This is a genomic window from Pseudonocardia halophobica, assembly GCF_050948485.1.
Classification (GTDB): Bacteria; Actinomycetota; Actinomycetes; order Mycobacteriales; family Pseudonocardiaceae; genus Pseudonocardia; species Pseudonocardia halophobica.
In genome coordinates, this window is record NZ_CP192046.1 from 5,230,585 (window position 1) to 5,249,542 (window position 18,958).

The 18,958-nt window shown below is 70.9% G+C and carries 14 protein-coding genes and 4 pseudogenes; 10 read left to right on the forward strand and 8 right to left on the reverse strand.

Annotated elements, in window-relative coordinates; genetic code table 11:
- The first annotated feature begins 63 nt into the window (after positions 1-63).
- A complete protein-coding gene (locus ACQP04_RS24830; RefSeq protein ID WP_433502966.1) occupies positions 64-765 on the forward strand; it encodes a TetR family transcriptional regulator in 702 nt (233 codons plus the stop codon).
- Here the strand turns inward: ACQP04_RS24830 and ACQP04_RS24835 are convergent.
- From ACQP04_RS24835 to ACQP04_RS24855, 5 genes and pseudogenes are all read right to left on the reverse strand, one after another.
- Positions 734-1,312, reverse strand: a complete 579-nt coding sequence (locus tag ACQP04_RS24835; RefSeq protein ID WP_433508433.1) for a hypothetical protein — start codon at positions 1,310-1,312, stop codon at positions 734-736. The two genes, ACQP04_RS24830 and ACQP04_RS24835, sit on opposite strands and share 32 nt — an antisense overlap.
- Before the next feature lie 93 nt (positions 1,313-1,405).
- Positions 1,406-2,027 (reverse strand): annotated as a pseudogene (locus ACQP04_RS24840) (MmgE/PrpD family protein); the annotation flags it as partial.
- Between the two features lie 140 nt (positions 2,028-2,167).
- Entirely contained in the window at positions 2,168-2,311 is a 144-nt protein-coding gene (locus ACQP04_RS24845) for a hypothetical protein (protein WP_433502967.1), read from the reverse strand.
- Positions 2,308-3,587, reverse strand: a pseudogene (locus ACQP04_RS24850) (carboxylesterase family protein). Before ACQP04_RS24850 ends, ACQP04_RS24845 begins: the two are co-directional and overlap by 4 nt.
- A gap of 200 nt (positions 3,588-3,787) precedes the next feature.
- Positions 3,788-4,408 (reverse strand): annotated as a pseudogene (locus tag ACQP04_RS24855) (SDR family NAD(P)-dependent oxidoreductase); the annotation flags it as partial.
- 370 nt (positions 4,409-4,778) lie between these two features.
- Between ACQP04_RS24855 and ACQP04_RS24860 the strand changes: the two are divergent.
- The 3 genes and pseudogenes from ACQP04_RS24860 to ACQP04_RS24870 all read left to right on the forward strand — a co-directional run bounded on the left by ACQP04_RS24860 (position 4,779) and on the right by ACQP04_RS24870 (position 7,552).
- A pseudogene (locus tag ACQP04_RS24860) lies at positions 4,779-5,632 on the forward strand (SDR family NAD(P)-dependent oxidoreductase).
- Between the two features lie 20 nt (positions 5,633-5,652).
- Positions 5,653-6,708: an alpha/beta fold hydrolase gene (locus tag ACQP04_RS24865; protein ID WP_433502968.1), complete on the forward strand. Its 1,056-nt coding sequence runs from the start codon at positions 5,653-5,655 to the stop codon at positions 6,706-6,708.
- 40 nt (positions 6,709-6,748) lie between these two features.
- Positions 6,749-7,552, forward strand: coding sequence for an NAD(P)-dependent oxidoreductase (locus tag ACQP04_RS24870; RefSeq protein ID WP_433502969.1), 804 nt, complete (start codon positions 6,749-6,751; stop codon positions 7,550-7,552).
- Between the two features lie 418 nt (positions 7,553-7,970).
- On the opposite strand, the gene ACQP04_RS24875 is transcribed toward ACQP04_RS24870, so the two are convergent.
- Complete coding sequence (locus ACQP04_RS24875; RefSeq protein ID WP_433502970.1) at positions 7,971-9,209, reverse strand: cytochrome P450; 1,239 nt, start codon at positions 9,207-9,209, stop codon at positions 7,971-7,973.
- Positions 9,210-9,800: 591 nt separating this feature from the next.
- Here ACQP04_RS24875 and ACQP04_RS24880 point away from each other — a divergent pair.
- The 6 genes from ACQP04_RS24880 (at position 9,801) to ACQP04_RS24905 (ending at position 15,498) form a co-directional block, all read left to right on the forward strand.
- Positions 9,801-10,649, forward strand: coding sequence for an ABC transporter ATP-binding protein (locus ACQP04_RS24880; RefSeq protein WP_433502971.1), 849 nt, complete (start codon positions 9,801-9,803; stop codon positions 10,647-10,649).
- Positions 10,639-11,481 (forward strand): ABC transporter permease, encoded by an 843-nt coding sequence (locus tag ACQP04_RS24885; RefSeq protein WP_433502972.1) that lies wholly within the window; start codon positions 10,639-10,641, stop codon positions 11,479-11,481. The genes ACQP04_RS24880 and ACQP04_RS24885 overlap by 11 nt, the downstream gene beginning before the upstream one ends.
- Positions 11,466-12,239 (forward strand): ABC transporter permease, encoded by a 774-nt coding sequence (locus ACQP04_RS24890; RefSeq protein WP_433502973.1) that lies wholly within the window; start codon positions 11,466-11,468, stop codon positions 12,237-12,239. The genes ACQP04_RS24885 and ACQP04_RS24890 overlap by 16 nt, the downstream gene beginning before the upstream one ends.
- Positions 12,240-12,306: 67 nt before the next feature.
- Positions 12,307-13,275, forward strand: a complete 969-nt coding sequence (locus ACQP04_RS24895; protein WP_433502974.1) for a PDR/VanB family oxidoreductase — start codon at positions 12,307-12,309, stop codon at positions 13,273-13,275.
- A gap of 37 nt (positions 13,276-13,312) precedes the next feature.
- Complete coding sequence (locus ACQP04_RS24900; protein WP_433502975.1) at positions 13,313-14,188, forward strand: VOC family protein; 876 nt, start codon at positions 13,313-13,315, stop codon at positions 14,186-14,188.
- A 212-nt stretch (positions 14,189-14,400) separates the two neighbouring features.
- The gene (locus tag ACQP04_RS24905; RefSeq protein ID WP_433502976.1) at positions 14,401-15,498 is read left to right on the forward strand and encodes an ABC transporter substrate-binding protein; all 1,098 of its coding nucleotides are present in this window, start codon (positions 14,401-14,403) and stop codon (positions 15,496-15,498) included.
- 619 nt (positions 15,499-16,117) lie between these two features.
- Here the strand turns inward: ACQP04_RS24905 and ACQP04_RS24910 are convergent.
- Together ACQP04_RS24910 and ACQP04_RS24915 are read right to left on the reverse strand one after the other, a co-directional pair.
- Positions 16,118-17,155: an ABC transporter permease gene (locus tag ACQP04_RS24910; RefSeq protein ID WP_433502977.1), complete on the reverse strand. Its 1,038-nt coding sequence runs from the start codon at positions 17,153-17,155 to the stop codon at positions 16,118-16,120.
- Positions 17,155-18,819, reverse strand: a complete 1,665-nt coding sequence (locus ACQP04_RS24915) for a sugar ABC transporter ATP-binding protein (RefSeq protein WP_433502978.1) — start codon at positions 18,817-18,819, stop codon at positions 17,155-17,157. Before ACQP04_RS24915 ends, ACQP04_RS24910 begins: the two co-directional genes overlap by 1 nt.
- Positions 18,820-18,958 lie beyond the last annotated feature (139 nt).

An 18,958-nucleotide genomic window follows, 5' to 3' on the forward strand; every position in this document is an offset into this window, starting at 1 on the left:
CCGCCCACACTAAGAGACCATCGGTTCCTTGTCAACACACCAGCGGTCTGTAATCTGGTGGACATGACGACCTTCCAGCGCGCGCGCAACGAGGAGCAGCGCAGGCTCCGTCGCCAGGCCATCCTTGACACCGCGGACGCGATGTTGGCGGAGAGTCCCGTCTCCCAGGTCTCGCTGAACGAGCTGAGCAGGCGGGTCGGGCTCGCGAAGTCCAACGTGCTGCGCTACTTCGACTCCCGCGAGGCGATCCTGCTCGAGCTGCTGCACACCAAGTGGGCGGACTGGCTCGCGAACCTCCCAGAGCCGACCGAGCCGGACACCGCGCCAGTCGCCGTGCGCGTCGGGGCGTCGGCGCACCTGCTGGCCACCACGCTGAGCGCGCGGCCCACCCTGTGCGACCTGCTCAGCGCGCAGGCCGCGGTGCTCGAGCGCAACGTCTCCCCGGAGGTCGCGGCCACCTTCAAGCGCACCGCGCAGGAGGACCTGGCGGGGCTGGCGGCCGTCCTGTCGCGTCACCTGCCGGAGCTCGGCGAGGCGGACGCGCAGCGGCTCGCTGCGGCGATCATGCTCACCGCGGGGGCGGTGTGGAACCACGCCCACCCGTCGGCAGCGATGCTCACCGCCTACGAGCAGCACCCCGAGCTCACCCTGCTCAAGCTGGACTTCGCCGCGACGGTCGAGGACCTCGTCGCGGTGTTGGCCGCCGGGGTGCTGGCTCGGCCGAGCCGGGGGCCTACCCGGCCCTCGCCGCGAGCAGCCGGGTGAGCTCGCCGATGTGGGCGACGGTCTCCAGCCGGTCGACCACGGCCAGCAGCGCGTCGGCGTCCGCATCGGGGAGCTGACCGGCCACATTGGACCGGAACTTCCGCACGATCCGCTCCGGCGAGGTCGGGACCTGCGGCGAACCCTGGAAGCTGGGCTGTGCGCCGGAGAGCACCCTCCCGTCCTTCGTCTCGATCTCGACCCGGGCGCAGAGCAGCGGGGCGTCGTCGCCGAACTCGTGCGGGTACGCCTTGACGAGCTCGGTGGCCGCCAGCACGTCCGGGTCCGCCCACGTCGCGGGCTCGACGTCATGCTCGGGCGCCGACGCGCCGGTGGTCAGCCGCAGCGCCACCGAGAACGCCAGGCTGAAGTCCGCAGTCACCGCGTCGGTGGTATGGGTGATCTCCACGCCGTGGCCGACGGCGTAGGGCCGCAGCCCCACGTTCACCGCCGTGATCTCCCGCCAGTCCAGCCGGTGCTCGGCCTGCAGATCGCCGACGATGTCCACCGCGGCGATAATCGTGCCGACTCCTGGGATCATCCGGAACATGGTGTCCCGCAGGTGCCAGGTCCCCCACAGCTCCTCGAACCGGGCGCGCCCCCCGAGGATCCGCAGGATGCCGCGCTTGCCCTCGAACACCGTCGGAGGGCCGGTGAGCCCGTAGCGCGCCAGCTCCAGGGCCTCGATCCCGGAGCGGGCTCCGGAGCCGGCGTGCAGCCGTTTCACCTCGCCGTCGCTCTGGTCGTACTCCATGATCCCGGACGCGTCGCTGCCCGCGATGCCGAACGCGTTCTGCAGGGTCTCGACCGACGAGCCGGTGAGCCGGGACGCCCGCCGCGGCGAACCCGCCCAGCACCTTCGGTCCGTGCCAGCCGCGCGCCATCATGGGGTCCACCCGGTCGGCGCCCAGCACGGACATCACCTGGTGGCGGGCGACGATCGCGGCCAGGACGTCCCGGCCGGACCGGCCCTCCCGCTCCGCGACCGCCAGGGCCGCGGGCCCCACGACGGAACCGGCGTGCCAGTTGGCGGTGTGGCAGTCGTCGAACTCCATGCTGTGGCCGAACGTGGCGTTGAGGTACGCCGCCTGCGCCGCCGTCGACCGCAGCGCGGTGTTGGTGACGGTGGCCTCCGGCCGCGCTCCCAGCTGCTCGACGAGCAGCCGCTCCGGACGGGTGTTCGCCAGCGTGGACCCCTCCACCTGCAGGCCCCAGCTGGTCGACCAGCAGGGTCTTCGCCAGCTCGACGACGTCGGCGGGGACATTCTCGATGCGCAGGTCCAACGCCTTCTCGGCGAGCCATCGCGACATGGTGGGCCCGAGGTGGGCAGACTCCTGCATGGACGACCTCCACCGGTCTGGACACGAACACGTCGTACTGTGAACAGCGTTGCGGGGGCAACGCTCAGCGGAACCGCAGCACCCGGCCCCACGCCTCGCCGAGCTCGCCGTCCGGGTCCCGCAGGACCGCGGGCTCGCAGTCGATCGCCAGGACCGACCGGCTCGGTGCGGCGTAGTGCTCCCAGGGAACGGACCCGAGCCTCGTCACCCCGCCGGTGCAGGCCAGCTCGACCCAGGCCGCATGCACGGCCGCGGCGAGCGCGTGCGGCGGCTCGGGGCCGACCATCGACGGCTCGTCCGCCGTGGCGAACACGAACGGCAGGTCGAGGGCGTGGAACGCACCCAGCCGACCGTCCGCCACCGGGGACCGCCAGTCGAACCGGTAGCGCCACACGCGGCCCCGCCGAGCGCGAGCGCGTCGGCCAGCTTCGCGGTCGGCAGCGTGAACAGCCAGTCCGTCTCGAACGCGGCGCCGGCCGCCTGTTCGTCCGCCGCCCCGAGGGCGTAGTGGCTCGCCAGGTCGACCCCCGTCCCCGCCTGACGGGCGGCGGTCGCGTAGTCCGGGCGGGGGACCACGCCCGGCGGCAGGGCGACCCGCATGCCCGACCACTCGTCCCGGGTGGCGCCGACGATCACGCCGATCCCGGCCGCGGCCCCGGCCGCCAGCTCGGCGAGGGGGTCGGCCGGGTTCACGCCGTTCCCCACGGTGGTGCGGAAGGCGGCGAACCCACGCGGCTCCCCCGCGTGCGCACCCGGCGCGGTCTGGGCCAGGAGCAGCTCGGTCGGCACCGCGCGCAGCGCGTCCCAGTCCCCCGGCTTCATGTCGAGCGCCTCGAGCACGCCGAGAGCGGTCCGCCGCGCGGTCTCGACGTCCGCGACCATGTCCACCCCGCCGGACTGCACGATCGCGGAGCGGAACAGCCCCCGCGCTGCCGGCATGGCGAGCAGGTGGCCGACGCTCCAGCCGCCCACGGACTCGCCGAACACCGTGACCTGGGCGGGGTCGCCCCCGAACGCCGCGATGTTCTCCGCCACCCACGCCAGTGCCGCGACTGGTCGAGATGGCCGAGGCTGCCTCTGCCCTCGACGCCCGCGAAGTCCTCGTCGAGGTGGAGGAACCCGAAGACGTTGAGCCGGTAGTTGACGGTCACCAGCACGACGTCGTCCGGCAGGAAGGTGCCCTCCAGGAACGGCCAGCCGTCCCCGGAGCCGGTCGGCAGGCCGCCGCCGTGCAGCCACACCATGACCGGACGCCGCTCCCCCGCACCAACCCCGGGGGTGACGACGTTGAGGTACAGGCAGTCCTCGTCCTTCGGCGAGTGCAGCGCGGCGGGCCGGGCCCAGCGTGAGAAGGCGTCCCCGCCGGTCGTCGGCTGGGGGCAGGAGCTCGCGGGGACTGTCGCCTCGCGCACCCCCTCCCACGGCTCCGGGGGCGCGGGCGGCAGGAACCGCCGCTCCCTGACCGGCGGCGCCGCGAACGGGATCCCGGCGTAGAGGTGCCCGCACCGAGCGCCCGGCCGCGGACGGCCCCCGCGGTGGTCCGGACAACGGGGGCCGGTGCGTCGTCGCGCCGCTCACCCACGGCGCTCACCCGGTGGCGAAGGCCGGGGGCCGCGAACGCCTCGCCCGCCGCGGCGACCGCGTCGAGCGGGTCCGGGACGTAGACCAGGGACTGGCCGCCGTCGACCCGCAGCGAGCGGCCGGTGATCCACCGGGCGTCGTCCGAGCCGAGGAACGCCACGGCCGCGGCGATCTCCTCCGGCTCGCCCATCCGGCCGCCCAGCGGGGTGGTCACCCGCTGGCCCTCGGCGTAGCTGGGCACCTCGGCGAGCGCCGCCGTCAGCGGGGTGGCCGTGGTGCCGGGGGCGACGGCGTTGACCCGGATCCCGTGCGTCCTGAGCTCGACGGCGGCGACCTTGGTCAGCATCGCGAGGCCTGCCTTCGCGGCGCAGTGCCCGGAGAGCCCGCGGCTGGGGTACTCCTCGTTCTCGGAGGAGATGTTCACGATGGACCCGGCGGCCGAGTCCCGCACCATCCGGCGCGCGGCGGCCCGCAGCACGTTGTAGGACCCGGCGAGCTCGAGGTCCACGATCCGCCGGAAGTCCTCGACGTCCTGGTCCAGGATCAGCTGCAGGTTGGCGTTGCCGACGGCGTTGACCGCGAAGCGCGGGCAGGTCGGCAGCGAGTCGACGAACGCGGTGACGGCGGCGGCGTCGGTGATGTCGAGCGGGGTGTCCGCCAGCAGGTCGGCGACGTGCACCTCGGCGCCCTCCTCCCGGAGCCGCTCCACGATGGCGAGCCCGATCCCCGGGCGCCACCGGTCACCAGCACGGTCTTCCCTCGTAGCGCATTGCCTGGGTCTCCTTCGAAGATTACCAGCGGATCAAACCTGATCAGGGTAGGACGGGACTCGACCAGGGGGCTTGGCGCCCGTGCGCCGTGGGTCCGGCCGCAGAAGCGGCTCCGTGTCGAGATCACGGCCGGTGCACGGCGCCTCGGACGGCCGTTGACGTGCGCTGCGACCGCCATCACCGTTGCCCTTTAAGACTAATTACTGTATATACTCTAATGAGGATGATGGTCACCGTGGTGCTCGGTCCCGTGGCGCGGGAACGTGAGGTCTCGGTCCGGCAGTCGTCCACCCCGAGCCGATCGAAAACCTCACGATGATCACGATGCACGCCAGACCCGCCACCTCCGGCGACGGAGCCGGGCGCACAGGAACGGGAACGGCCGTGACGGGGACAGCACAGGCATACGCGGCGCCGATCGGGACCGCGGGGCGGCTCGCGGGGCGGACCGCCCTGGTCACCGGCGGGGGCGGGGGCTGCGGGCGCGCCATCGCCCAGTTGTTCGTGGCCGAGGGCGCCTTCGTCGTCGTCGCCGACGTGGTCGAGTCGAATGCCGAGGAGGTCTCGGACAGCCTGGGCGCGGCCGCCGAGCACGCGGTGCTCGACGTGCGCAGCACGGACGACTGGTCCGCCGCCGTCGAGGCGTCCCGCAACCATTTCGGCGCCCCGCCGGACGCCCTGGTCAACGCCGCGGGCGTGATGGTCGGCGGCGCGACGGAGTCCGCCGCCGAGGCGGACATGCGCTTCGCCTACGACGTCACGTCCAGGGCGTGGTCAACGGGATCCAGGCCGTGACGCCGGGCATGCGCGCCAACGGGTCCGGCAGCATCGTGGTGATCGCCTCGATGGGCGGCGTGGCGTACGACGTCGCGGGGATGACCCCGTACTGTGCGAGCAAGGCCGCCGCCGCGGCCGTCGTGCAGTGCGCCGCGCTGGAGCTCGGTCACTCGGGCATCAGGGTCAACGCGATCCCCCGGGCCAGATCGACAACCCCCATGTCGCGGGCCGCGGGCGCCACTCCGGAGGGCTTCTTCGACAAGACGCCCATTCCGCGGGAGTGACAGCCCCGTGACATCGCGCGAACCTCGCTCTTCTTCGCGAGCGAGGAGAGCAGCTGGGTCACGGGCACGAAGTTCGTGATCGACGGCGGCATGAACACCGGCCCGATCCTGGGCTGACCCGACCGCGAGAGGCAGCAGTGAGCACAACGACCCCGTCCATCGAGTCCGTCTTCGTCGACACGCCGGGCCTGCGCATCCACGCGTTGGCCGCGAGGACGGACCGGCCGGGGACGCCGGTTGTCCTGCTCCACGGGTTCCCGCAGACCTCGCACTGCTTCCGCCACCAGCTGCCGGTCCTGGCCGCGGAGGGCCACCCGGCCTACGCCATGGACACCCGGGGGTACGGCCGCACGGAGAAGCCCGGCACCCGGGTGAGCCGGGCGATGCTCGCGGCGGACGTCGTCGCGTTCTGCCAGGCCCTCGGTTTGGCGGACGTGCTGCTCGTCGGGCACGACTGGGGCGGGCTGATCGCGTTCAAGGCGGCGATCGACCGGCCCGACCTGTTCACCCGGCTCGCCCTGCTGGACAGCAACACCACGGTGATCACCCCGGACATCACCCACCCGTACTGGTTCAAGGTGGAGCCGCTGCCCGAGGCGTTCCTCGCCGCGCACGCCCGGGACATGGTCGAGGTCCGGCTGGGCGGCAGGGACGGCACGATCCTCGGCGGCCGCCCGGGCAACCCCTGGGCGGTCAAGACGGGGACCCGACCGCTGCCCGCCCACCTCACCGAGGCGGACCTCGCCCACTACGCGGACTCCTTCGACGAGGCGTCCCAGCAGGCCGCGATCCAGTACTACCGCTACGCGATGCCGATCCATCGGATCGTCGCCGACCCGGCGGCACCGAGCGGCGAGCGCTACGTGCCGCTGTCCGAGCGCGAGATCGCGTCGATGTGGCTGCATCCGGACGGCTTCGAGCAGCATCCGTTCGCCTCGGAAGCGCACGACATCGGCCCCGAGGACCGCCAGAAGGTCTACGACCGCCCGGCGCTGTTCGTGTTCGGCAACCAGCAGGTCGCCCGGTTCCCGGAGCTGGCGGAGCTGCCGAAGCCCAGCGGCCACCCCTTCGTCGACCAGTACGTCCGCTACTTCCCCGACCTGCGGGCCGTGCAGGCCGACTGCGGGCACTACGTCCCCGAGGAGGTCCCGGACCTGGTCAATGCCGAGCTCCTGGCCCTGCTCGACCGTTGACCACCGCACCCCCTCACGAGAAGAACCGGAGCACCACCGCATGAGCACCCCACGCCCCATCGGCATCGTCGGCGTCGGCGAGCTGGGCACCGTTGTCGCGAACGCCCTGCGGGGCGACGGGCGGCAGGCGATCGGCTACGACCCGAGCCCGGCTGCGGTCGAGCGCATGGCGGAGCTGGGCGTCGAGGCCGCGGAGTCCCCCGCCGCCCTCGGCGCCGCCTGCGACCTGGTGATCGTCACCGTCGCGACCGCGGACCAGTCGACCGCCACCATCGCTGGCCCCGACGGCGTCTTCGCGACGATGACCGAGGGCACGGTCGTCCTGCACGCCACGATCGACCCGGCCACCTCCCTAGCCATCGCGAAGGAGCGCCCCGGCGGGGTCACCTTCGTCGACGCGCCGGTGTCGGTCCGGCGCTCGGACCCGCCGACGTTCACTGCCTTCCTCGGCACCGAGGCCCCGCTCGATCCCGAGCTGCGCGCCGTGCTGCTCACCTACTGCCACGAGGTCGCCGAGGTGGGGACCGTCGGGGCCGGGCAGGTCGCCAAGATCGCGAACAACGTCATGTCGCTGGCCAACACGGCGATCCTCGCCGAGGCGTTCCGGCTCGCCGCGGCCTACGACATCAGCACCGACCGGATGCGCGAGCTCGCGGCGCTGGGCAGCGGCAACAGCCACGCCCTCTCGACCTGGCCGACGCGCGCCTCGCTCTACACCGAGCCTGGCGACTCCCGCAGGCGGGCGTTGGCGCGCAAGGACCTGGTCGCCGCACTGGCCCTGGCCGAGCAGGCGGGCTTCACCCTCCCGGTCACCGCGGCCGCCCTCGGCGAGCTCCGCGGCTGAACCACCGCGCGGGGGTCCCCTGGCCGCGTAGGCCGGGGAACCCCGTGTCGGGACACAATTAGGGGGTGGAGCCCACTCCCCAGGTCTGCCTGTACAGGTCGAGCACGGCGCGAGCGGGTAGCCGCCCGGGTCGCTCTGGACCTGGCCGGTGACGCTGGCCCGGGCCGCCATGTCGATCATGCGAACCCGATGATCCTCGGCGACTCGGGCACATCGAAACTAGATCCATTGCGAACAACCTCAGGAGACCACGAGGAGAGCCGGACCCGGATCGCCCACATGAGGGCCACGACCTGCGCGGATCGATAGACAATCAGTCAGGCAACTTGCGATAACCTGATCACGATCTGGGAACGAGACGCGCGACGGCCCGCCCGCGGATACGCGAACGGGCCGTTGAGGACTACTCGGCGACGGCTCAGGCGGTCTTCTCCGGCACGATCACGTCGTAGTGGGTGAAACGGTGGCTGCCGCGCTCGCTCTCGAGAGACTGGACGCCGTCCGCGTCCCGGCGGACGCCGTTCTCGAGCAGGAATCGCAGCACCTTCGTCTGCACGCCCTGGCTCTCGGGGTTGCCCTGCTCCCAGAGCAGCATCGGGCGGCCGATGCAGACGTGCGGCCCGGCGCCGAAGGCCAGTCCGAAATGCGGGACCTTCGGGTCGTTCAGCACCCGGTACGGGTCGTAGGCCTCGGGGTTCGCGCCGAACACCGACTCGTCGTGGTCGGCCTCCATCAGGTAGCCGGCGACCCAGGCGCCCTCGGGGATGACCCGGCCGGTGGTCTCGAGCGTGATCTCCTTGACCGCACGCCGCACGAGGTAGGGCCGCGACGCCCGGTGCAGGCGCAGGGTCTCCTTCACCGCGGCGTTGACGAACTCACGGTCGCTGATCCTGGCGCAGTCCTCAGGGTGCTCGTCCAGCCAGGTGGTCACGTCGTCCAACGACAGCGTGAGCTGCAGGACCGGGTTGTTCACCGAGGCCGCCAGCAGCTGGATGGCCTCCTTGAAGATCATGTCGTCGCTGCTCGGGGTGTCCGCCTGCAGCAGGCTGGTCAGCAGGTCGGCCGGCAGCTCGTCCTCGCCCGCACCGGCGGCGATCAACGCGCGGCGGCGCTCGAGGCTTGGGTCGAACAGCTCCTCGCGGATGGCCTTGCGGGCGTTGCGCGCGATCTCCAGCACCTCGGCGCGCTTGTCCTCGGGGAGGTACTCGATGGACAGCCCCGAGACCACCGGCACGGCGAGCTTCACGAAGCGGCCGGTCTGCTCGTCGTCGTCGATGCCGTCGATGCCCACGAACTTGGCCGTGAAGCGCCAGATGATCCGGCGCAGGAAGTCCACCAGGTCGAAGCGGCGGACGCCGTCGACCGGCTCCACCGTCTCCAGGACTCGCTGGAGGTTGTCCGCGAAGACCTCGTCGATCAGCTTGCCCTCGGCACCCCAGGGCTGACTCGGGTTGATCATCCGCATCAGCGCCCGGCGCCGGTTCAGGTGCTCGCGACCGTCGACCGCGATCAGAGTGCCGTGGACGAACTCGTCCGACTCCGCCTTGGTGCCCTCGAGGACGAGCTCGCGGCCCCGCTTCAGCGCCTCCTCGAGCTCCCGGTAGTCCGTGAGCTCGATCAGCGTCTGCGAACCCTGTGTCGTCGTCGACTGCGTCATCTCTCCACCTCCTGGTCTTACGACGATGCCGTGGTCCGGCGAAGTCGTCGAGGGTCGACGACTCCGCCGACCCGGCCGGATGCGGACGCTCGCGCAGGACCGGCGGCGGAGGTATCCGAATCCGTGCTCATGCTTGTCGGGCTAGGGGCGTCCCGGAGCGCTTCCCCCGACTGAGACGAAATAATCAGGCAGCCTCGGCAGGCATCCTGGCGAGCTCGCGGTCATCGGGAAAATCACCTGCACGAGGTACCCTTCGGCGCGCCCGACGAATCGTCACCCACCCCTTGACTACGTCAGATGTGCTGACAACAATGTGCATACTTCATCGAGCGGACGACGTCCGCCCGGTTCGGTTCCCGAACGAAGTCGATCACCACCGGCACACCGGCACAGGCCCAATGGGGGGCTCATGTTTCAACGACGACTCGCCGCACCGCCTCTCGCGGTCCGCCCTGCGCTGCCCCAGGCCCCGTGTGCAGGAACGCTGAGCGCACCCGCCACCGAGACGCGCGTGTCGGTCCTCGCGACCGCCGCCGTCCGACGAATGGCCCGCACGTGACCGCCGATCCGACCCTCGGACAGGAGAAGTCCATGGCGTCTGCCACCGCCGACATCCGCAGTGACAGCGAAGACAGCCCCACCTCGACGATCACCTCGGACGTGCCGGCGATCGAGATCTCGGGGGTGGACCGGGTGTTCACCCGGGGCGGGGTGCCGTTCACCGCGATCCGGGACGTGAACCTTTCCGTGGCGCAGGGTGAGTTCCTGTCCGTGGTCGGCCCGTCCGGGTGCGGCAAGTCGACGATGCTCAACCTGTTGGCCGGGCTGGCCAAGCCCGACGCGGGTACGGTGCGGACGTTCGGTCAGCAGGTCAAGGGTGTCAACAAGGACGTCGGGTTCATCTTCCAGCGGGACGCCCTGCTGCCGTGGCGCACCGCGCTGCAGAACGTGGCGCTGCCGCTGCGTTATCGCGGGCAGAACAAGACCGCCGCCCTGCAGGTCGCCCGCGAATGGCTCGACCGGGTCGGGCTGGCGAAGTTCGCCGACTCCTACCCCCACCAGCTCTCCGGCGGCATGCGCAAACGCGTCGCGATCGCCGCGACCCTGGCCTACCAGCCGCGGATCATCCTGATGGACGAGCCCTTCTCCGCCCTCGACGTCCAGACGAGGACGTTGATGGAGGACGACCTGCTGAAGCTGTGGGCCACGTACCGGCCCGCGGTCCTGTTCATCACTCACGACCTCGAGGAGGCCGTCGGACTCTCCGATCGCGTGGTGGTCATGTCCGCATCCCCCGGCCACGTCGTCGGCGACCACACCGTCCCCCTCGAACGCCCCCGGGACCTCCTCGAGATCAAGTTCGACCCCAAGTTCACCGAGACCCACGAGACGCTCTGGGAGCAGCTGCGCACCGAGGTGGTGGCCGCCCGTGTCGACTGACCTGTCCCCGCCGTCCACCGACTCCTCGACATCCGCCCCGGCGGTCGACCGGGTCCAGCACGCCCGCCGCGCCAAGCGACGCTCCACCACCGCGGTCGTGGTCACCCAGCTCGTCCTGCTCGCCGCACTGCTGGGCGGATGGGCCTACCTGGCCACCGACGAGGTCTGGGTCAACCTCGTCGGCTCCCCCGCCGGCGTCGTCTCCCAGCTCGGGGACTGGTTCGCCGATCCCGAGTTCTGGTCCGACATCGGCCTCACCAGCCTCGAAGCCGTGCTGGGCTACGGCCTCGGCGTCCTGATCGCCGTCGTCCTCGTCGCGGTCATCGTCCCGGTCAAGGCGCTAGACCGGTTCTTCGCCCCGTTCATCGCGATGGCCAACGCCCTCCCCAAGATCGTCCTCGCCCCGCTGTTCATCCTATGGCTCGGCTTCTCGATCACCTCGAAGGTCCTCTTCGTCGCCGCCGGGATCTTCTTCCTCATCTTCTACGGCGTCTACTCCGGCGTGCGCTCCATCGACCACGTCCTGCTCGACAACGCACGCGTCCTCGGAGCGACCCGCGGGAAGATCATCACCGACGTGTACCTGCCGTCGATCGTCGGCTGGCTCGTCTCGTCCCTGCGCCTGTCGTCGGCCTGGGCCCTCACCGGTGCCGTCGTCAGCGAGTACCTGGGCTCCAACGCCGGCGTCGGCTACCGCATCGCGCTGGCCCAGCAGACCCTCGACCCCTCCGCGGTGATCGCCGGGATCATCGCCGTTGCCGTCCTCGCCGTCATCGTCGACCGCCTCCTCGTGCTGGTCGAAAGGAGGTACACCCAATGGCGCGTGTTCTGAGCGTCGTCCGCATGCCGCTGGCCCAGATCGGGCTGGTGATCGCACTCGTCGCGATCTGGGCCTGGGGCTCCACCTCGGGTTGGCTCGACGACTTCTCCTTCGGCTCCCCCGCCGACACCGGCGAACAGCTCTGGACCTGGCTCACCGACGGCACCCTGCTCGAGTCCGCCCTGTCCACGTTGCAGGTGCTCGTCATCGGGTGGGTCATCGGCATGGTCGCCGGCATCGTCATCGGCACCGTCCTGGGCCTGAGCTCGTTCGCGAACCGGGTCGCAGGCCCCTACCTCGCCTTCTTCAACGGCATGCCGCGGCTGATCCTCTACCCCTTCCTGGCGATCTGGCTCGGTTTCGACCTCACCTCCAAGGTCGTCATGGTCGCGTTGGTCATCTCCGTGCCGGTGATCCTGACCGTGTCGTCGGGCTTCCGGGAGGTCGACCCCAACCTCATCGACAACGTCACCCTCTTCGGCGCCCGCACCCCCCAGCTGATCCGCGACGTGTACGCCCCGTCCCTGGCCATCTGGGTCATCTCCACCGCCCGTGTCACCATCGGTTACGCCTTCCAAGCCGCCATCGCTGCCGAGTTCGTCGGCGCCTCCGTCGGCCTCGGCTACCTCACCGTCCTCGGCCAGGAGAGCCTCAACGTCAACGAGATCTGGGCCGCCCTCATCGCCGTCATCCTCATCGCCTGGGCCCTCGACGGACTCGTCTCCGCCGCCGACCGCAGACTCCTCCGCTGGATGCCCACCAACAGGTAGCGCGACAGCCGTCCGCAAGACACCGGCTCGGGTGGATCGACGGCAGTGACTGGTCGAAGGAGACCGCATGGACGAGAACGACTTCCGCCACACCGAAGTGCGCGTGAGCGAGGCGGAGAACGTCACGAGCGACGTCCTCCGGCTGACCCTGGTCGCTTCCGACGGCGGTGACCTCCCCGCCTGGCAGGCGGGCGCACACGTCGACCTGCATCTGCCGTCCGGGCTGTCGCGGCAGTACTCGCTCTGCGGGGACTCCACGGACACCTCCAGCTACACGATCTGCGTGCTCCGCGAGCCGAACGGCCGGGGCGGCTCGGCGGAGATCCACGACACCGTGAAGGTGGGCGGCGAGCTCGAGATCGTCGGGCCGCGCAACCACTTCGCGCTGCGCTCCGCACCGAGCTACCTCTTCCTCGCGGGCGGCATCGGGATCACGCCCATCAAGGCCATGATCGACGAGGCCGAGCGCCGGGGCGCCGAGTGGTCCCTGCTCTACGGCGGCCGCACGGCGAGCTCCATGGTGTACGGACCGGAGCTCGGCGAGCGGCATCCCGAGAAGGTGCAGCTCATCCCGCAGGACGTCGAGGGCCTGATCGACGTCGTCGTCGCCGTCGCCGAGCTCCCGGACGACACGCAGGTGTACTGCTGCGGACCCGAGGGCCTGCTCGACGCCGCGGGCAGCGCCTGTGCGGCCGTCGGCATCGCCGACCGGCTGCACATCGAGCGCTTCGCCGCCGGCGAGGCCGTGGCCCCACCCGAGGACGGCGAGAAGCCCTTCGAGGTCGAGCTCCGCCAGTCCGGTGTCACCCTCACCGTCGGCGCCGACCAAACCCTGCTCCACGTCGTCCGCGGTGTCCGTCCCGACATCGACTTCTCCTGCCAGGAGGGCTACTGCGGCTCCTGCGAGAGCCGCGTCCTCGAAGGACAGCCCGACCACCGCGGAACCATGATGACCCCCGAGGAGCACGACGAGGACGGCACCATGCTGATCTGCGTCGGCCGCTCCTGCTCACCCAAACTCGTGCTCGACCTCTGACAGGGTCGGCAGCTCAGACAGGGAGCGAGGACCGGCCATGCCCGACTCGATCGACACCACCCCGAGGTTGGTCCACCGCCTCGGGTACGTGGTCCTGCAGGTCGACGACCTGCGGGTCGCCACGGACATGTTCGCCCGCGAGGTACAGCTCCAGGTCAACGAGAAGACCGACGAGGCCGTGTACCTGGGTAGCGGCGCGGACCACCACTGGGTGGTGCTCCGTTCGGACGAGGGCGTGGCCCGCGGCCTGCGGACCATCGGCTTCGAGCTCGACGAGACCGTCTCGTTCGAGGAGGCCGAGGCGGTTCTCGACGCAGCGGGCGTCGCGCACCAGCGCAGTGGGGCCCCCGTCGCCGAGGACCGGGTCGGGCAGCTGCTGCGGCTCGCGGACCCGGACGGCACCACCGTCGAACTGTTCCGCGGCATGCTCGCCGCCCCGTGGCCCCGCGCGCCGAGGTGGGTGCAGCTCGAACGTGTGTTGCACACCGCCATCGCGGTCGGCGACTTCAAGAAGTCGCTGCACTTCTACAGCGCGGTGCTCGGCCTGCGGGAGTCGGACTGGATCGAGGAGACCTCGGTCTTCCTGCACGCCACCGACCGCTATCACCACTCGCTGGTGTTGCAGTCGAGGCCGGGTCCGCCGCGGGTGGACCACCTCTGCTTCCAGACCGAGACGTTCGACGACGTGATGCGCGCCCGCGCGATCGTCAAGGGCTCCGGGTACGAGCTGCGGGACGACCTGCTCAAGCACGCGCCGTCGGGCTCCGTCGGGTTCTACTTCGAAGGCCTCCCAGAGGGTCTCGGCATCGAGTTCTGCCACGGCCACGCCGTCGTGGAACCGGACCACAAGGCCGGCCGCTTCGCGCGCGTCCCGCAGGCCAAGGACGTGTGGCAGCCCCCTTCCGACTACTGAGGACGGTCTCGGGCCGCTTCGCCGCCGTCGGGCGGATCGAGTGGTTGACCGGAACCCGAAGCCGTGCCAGTCTCTGCGGGAAATTCTGCGCAGGGTAGTCACACCTGATCACCGGGCTGTCGGCCCGTCACAGCTCTGACAGGGCTCGTCGCCGTCGTCACGTCACGGACCGACCAACCATCCCTTCACCGTCGAAGGCCCCAGGAGCCGCCGTGTATCGCAAGTCGTCCATCATCAAGATCCTGGCTTCGGTCGCCGTCGGCGCCGTCGCGCTCGCCGGGTGCGGCGGCGGTGCATCGTCCGGGTCCGGGGGCACCGCCTCCGGACCGAAGGCGCCGCCGTCGGTCGCCATTGCGACCTCAGGCACCTACATCACCATCTTCGCGCCGCTCTGGGCCGCGAAGCCCGATCTGGACAAGGTGGCCGAGAAGTACGGCACGAAGATCAGCTTCACCCCGTTCGGCAAGGGCGGAGACGCGCAGACCGCCCTGCTCGGCGGATCGGCCCAGGTCAACGCGGGCACCAGCTCGTCGGACACCGCCGAGGCGGCGGCCAAGGCACAGCCCCTGGTCGCCGCGGCCAACATGTTCACCGGCGGCGGTGTCGTCCTGGTCGGGGCGAAGAAGTACGAGGCGGAGCGCGGCACGGACATCGCGAAGTACGGCGGGGGAGCCTGGGGCTACACCGCCGAGGGCTCGTCGAGCATGGTCGCGTCCGTCGCGATCGCCGAGCACGCCGGGCTGAGCTGGGCCGACCAGAAGGGTGTCGCCCTCGGCTCGGTCGCCGCGTTCGAGCCCGCCCTGCAGAGCGGCCGGGCCGACATCGTGGCCATGGACCCGACGTCGGCGGCCAAGGCCATTGCGAACGGCAACGGCTATCCGGTGCTCAACACGAACGACGCCAAGGTCTTCGAGCCGGTCAGCGGCACCATCCTCGGCAACTCGATCGTCGTGACCGACGAGTTCCGGAACCAGTACCCCGAGTTCACCCAGGCCGTGGTCACGGCGTTCATCTCAGGGCTGAACAAGGTCAAGAACGTGACCGACCCGAACGCAGCTTATGCAATGATGCCGCCGGAGTATCAGAAGGCCCACCCCAACGACGCCCAGTTCGCCAACGAGTGGGCGCTCTGCCAGCCGGCCTTCGCGATCACCGACGGCAGCTACAGCCCCCAGGCGATCGCCGACACCCTCAAGACCACTGAGCTCACCCCCGAGCAGCAGCAGTCGCCGCAGATCAAGGGGCTCTTCGACAACAGCTACGTCGACGCCGCGTACAAGGAGCTGAACATCCCGCGCCAGTCCGGCTGAGCCGGACCCGACACCCGACACACGGACGCCGCGTCGCACCCTCCGGGGCGGCGCGGCGTCCTCCGTCATCGGCCCCGTGGGGAGAAGGCCTCCAGGCCCGGACGCGAGGTGAGCGCGTTCGTGGCCTCCAACAGGGGTCCACGACTGTTCGTTCGGCCCCTGCGGTCTCTGACCCTCGATGCCGTGCGGATGAACCCAGCTCAGCCCGAACCCGTCGCCTTCTCGATGTCGTCGATGAAGCCGGCGTGCCAGATGATGCGCGGCGCGGCGCGGCGCCCCGTGTGGTCACGGAGCGGCCGCCCTTCTCCGGCTCGAATAGATCATGCGCATGTTTATAATGGTTACTGGCCCTCGTCGGGGCACACGCGCGACACCGCGGCGGTACGCGGGTGCCCGCAGACCTCGCGCTGGTTCCGGTTCCAGATCCCCGCGCCGGCCGCGGTATCCGGCCTACGCCGTCGCCACGCGCGGATTCGGGCGGACGAGAAGTTCGCGGCCGGGCATGCCGGCCGACCAGGTCGTGTCCTTCTGCCGGCGGGCTACGAGGCATGCGCCGCTGACACACCACCGCCCGGTCCCCGACGAACGGGGACCGGGCGGTGGTGGCGTCGGAGCAGGGTCAACCGCGGGCGATGCGGCGCCGTCGGGCCCAGACGGCGAAGCCGACGGCCAGCAGCAGGATGACGCCCTGGACGAGGTCGGCGATCCACGGTGCGTCCGGCAGCCGCAGCTGCAGGCCGCGCACGGCGACGGCGACGATGAACATCGACACCACGGTGCCCGCCACGTTGAACCGGCCCGGCTCGATCTGGGTCGAGCCCAGGAACGCCGCAGCGTAGGCGGGCAGCAGGTAGGACACGCCGCCCGCGAAGGGGGCGGTACCCAGCTGGAGGGTCAGCGCGATGCCCGCCGCTGAGGCGAGCACGCCGGAGGAGATGAGCGCGCCCCACGTCAGCTTGGTGACGTTGACACCGCTCAGCCGTGCGGCGACCGGGTTGGCGCCCGCGGCGTAGAGATAGCGGCCGGCTGGTGTGTGCTCGAGGATGTACCAGGCGACCACGGCGATCACCGCCAGGTAGATGATCGGCGCGGGGATCCCCAGAACGATGTCACCGAAGGACACGAAGGTGGGCGACAGCCCGTAGAGCACCGTCTCGCCGTGGGCGACCCACCAGGAGACCGCGGCCAACACCGCCGACATGGCCAGCGTGCCGATCACGGGGTCGATGCCGAAGCGCGTGACGACCACCGCGTTGATGCAGCCCACGACCGCCCCGGCGGCGAGCGAGATCACCACCGCGACGACGGGGTTGACCCCGCCGGTGGCTTGCAGGACGCCGACCATGGAGATCGACAGCGACATCGTCCCGCCGATGGACAGGTCGAACACCCCGGAGATCAGACACACCGTCGCGGCGAGCGCGATGATGCCGGTGATCGCCTGGCTCGCCAGCAGCACCCGCAGGTTGGCCTGCGTGGCGAAGGTCTGCGGGATCCACAGGCAGAAGATCACCACCAGCACGACGATGATGTACACCCCGGAGAACCGGTCGATCGCCAGCTTCTGGAGGATCCGTGAGCCCGCGGACGGGCCCGACCCCCCTGAGACCGAGCCGGACCCCTTCGACGGGGCCGCCGCGGTAGACGGAGCCGTCATCACTCACCATCCACAGTGTCAGAGTTGCCAGAGGAGGACAGCGACGCCGAGATTGCGATCACGGCGTCGGGCAGGTCGGCGCCGGGGGGCCCGGCGGTGCCGTCGTCCGGGGTGGCCCCCAGGGTCGCGGCGAAGATGTTGTGCGGGGTGGCGCGCTCCGAGTCGAGCTCGGAGTGCACCGTGCCGTCCCGGACGACCAGGACGCGGTCGGAGATCCGGGCCAGCTCCATCTCGTCAGAGCTGCAGACCAGCACCGCGGTGCCCGCGGTGGCCGCCTCGAAGATCAGTTGGTGCAGGTCGGCCTGTGCGGCGATGTCGACACCCTGGGTCGGCTCGTCGAGCAGCAGCACCGTGGGCTTCAGCCGCAGCCACTTGGCCAGCACAACCTTCTGCTGGTTGCCGCCCGAGAGCGTGTTGACCGGCACCTCGGCCGACGCCGTCTTCACGCCGAACGCCTTGATGTGCTCGGCCACGGCCGCTGACTCCTGCCTGCGCTGGACCCGACCGCCCTTCACGAAGTCCGTCAGCGTCGCCAGCGTCATGTTCCGTCGGACCGACTCGCTCAGGACGAGGCCTTGGGTGTGGCGGTGGGCGGGGACCATGCCGATCTGCCGGGCCACCGCCTCCCCTGGGCTGCTCGGCGGCAGGGCCTTGCCGACGACGGTGACCTCGCCGCCGGGGCGCTTCTCGGCGCCGAACAGCAGCGGGCAGATCTCCTCGCGACCCGAGCCGCCCAGGCCGGCGACCCCGACGATCTCGCCGCGGTGCACGTCCAGGTCCAGTCCCTTGAGCGTGTCGCCGGTCAGCCCGCGCACGGACAGCGCAACCTGCTCCGGGTCGGGGCCCGCACCGCGCTCGAGCTTGCGGTGCACACCGCCGGTCATCAATGAGACCAGCCGCGGTGTGTCCAGGTCGGCGGTCTGCTCGACGGACACGATCAAGCCGTCCCGCAGGACCGTGACCCGGTCGGAGACGGCGAAGACCTCCTCCATGTGATGCGTCACCAGCAGCACCGGGGTCCCGCGCTCGCGGATCCGGCGCAGCAGCGTGAACAGGTGTTCCACCTGGTCGCGCGGCATCGTCGCGGTCGGCTCGTCGAGCACCAGCAGCGAGCCGTTGTCGCCGAAGTCCTGCAGGGCGCGGGCGATCGCCAGCGCCGTCCGCTGGAAGACCGTCAATGTGCCCGCCGGGCGGTCCACCGGGAAGTCGTCGACGACGTAGCCCAACGCCGTGACGGCCCGCTCGCGCTGCGCTCGCCACCTGATCCGGCCGGCCGACGTCGGGTACCCGAACCCGAGCGCCAGGTTGTCGACCGCGGTCAGGTTGTCCACCAGACCGAGGTCCTGGTGCACGAACCGGACGCCCAGCTCGTGGGCGGCCTTGCCGTCACCGAGGGCCAGCGACTCACCCCGCACCGACGCCGTGGCGCCGGAGTCCGGCTCGTAGACCCCCGCCAGGATCTTGATCAGGGTCGACTTGCCGGACCCGTTCTGGCCGACGAGGGAGTGGATCTCCCCCGCCGCGATCGACACGCTCGCGTCGACGAGGGCACGGACGCCGGGGAAGGTCTTCGACAGGTTGCGGATCTCCAGCACCGGGTCACCCGCCGGGACGGCCGGCTCGACGGCGGCGTGCCGAGGGCCCGGCAGAGCACCCTCGGTCATCGTGCGATCAGACGTGGACATGGCGGTCAGAGGTCATGAGACACCTCGGGATCAGAGGAGGGGTGAGGACCCCGCCGGTCGGCGGAGCGGCGCGTCGGGAGGACCCCGGCCCGGTGTGCGTACCGGCCCGGGGACGAGG

Excerpts from the sequence above, each read along its gene's own strand:
- ACQP04_RS24830 (WP_433502966.1), top strand. The coding sequence starts at position 64 with ATGACGACCTTCCAGCGCGCGCGCAACGAGGAGCAGCGCAGGCTCCGT.
- ACQP04_RS24835 (WP_433508433.1), bottom strand. The coding sequence starts at position 1,312 with ATGTTCCGGATGATCCCAGGAGTCGGCACGATTATCGCCGCGGTGGAC.
- ACQP04_RS24870 (WP_433502969.1), top strand. The coding sequence starts at position 6,749 with ATGAGCACCCCACGCCCCATCGGCATCGTCGGCGTCGGCGAGCTGGGC.
- ACQP04_RS24875 (WP_433502970.1), bottom strand. The coding sequence starts at position 9,209 with ATGACGCAGTCGACGACGACACAGGGTTCGCAGACGCTGATCGAGCTC.
- ACQP04_RS24880 (WP_433502971.1), top strand. The coding sequence starts at position 9,801 with ATGGCGTCTGCCACCGCCGACATCCGCAGTGACAGCGAAGACAGCCCC.
- ACQP04_RS24890 (WP_433502973.1), top strand. The coding sequence starts at position 11,466 with ATGGCGCGTGTTCTGAGCGTCGTCCGCATGCCGCTGGCCCAGATCGGG.
- ACQP04_RS24895 (WP_433502974.1), top strand. The coding sequence starts at position 12,307 with ATGGACGAGAACGACTTCCGCCACACCGAAGTGCGCGTGAGCGAGGCG.
- ACQP04_RS24900 (WP_433502975.1), top strand. The coding sequence starts at position 13,313 with ATGCCCGACTCGATCGACACCACCCCGAGGTTGGTCCACCGCCTCGGG.
- ACQP04_RS24910 (WP_433502977.1), bottom strand. The coding sequence starts at position 17,155 with ATGACGGCTCCGTCTACCGCGGCGGCCCCGTCGAAGGGGTCCGGCTCG.
- ACQP04_RS24915 (WP_433502978.1), bottom strand. The coding sequence starts at position 18,819 with ATGACCGAGGGTGCTCTGCCGGGCCCTCGGCACGCCGCCGTCGAGCCG.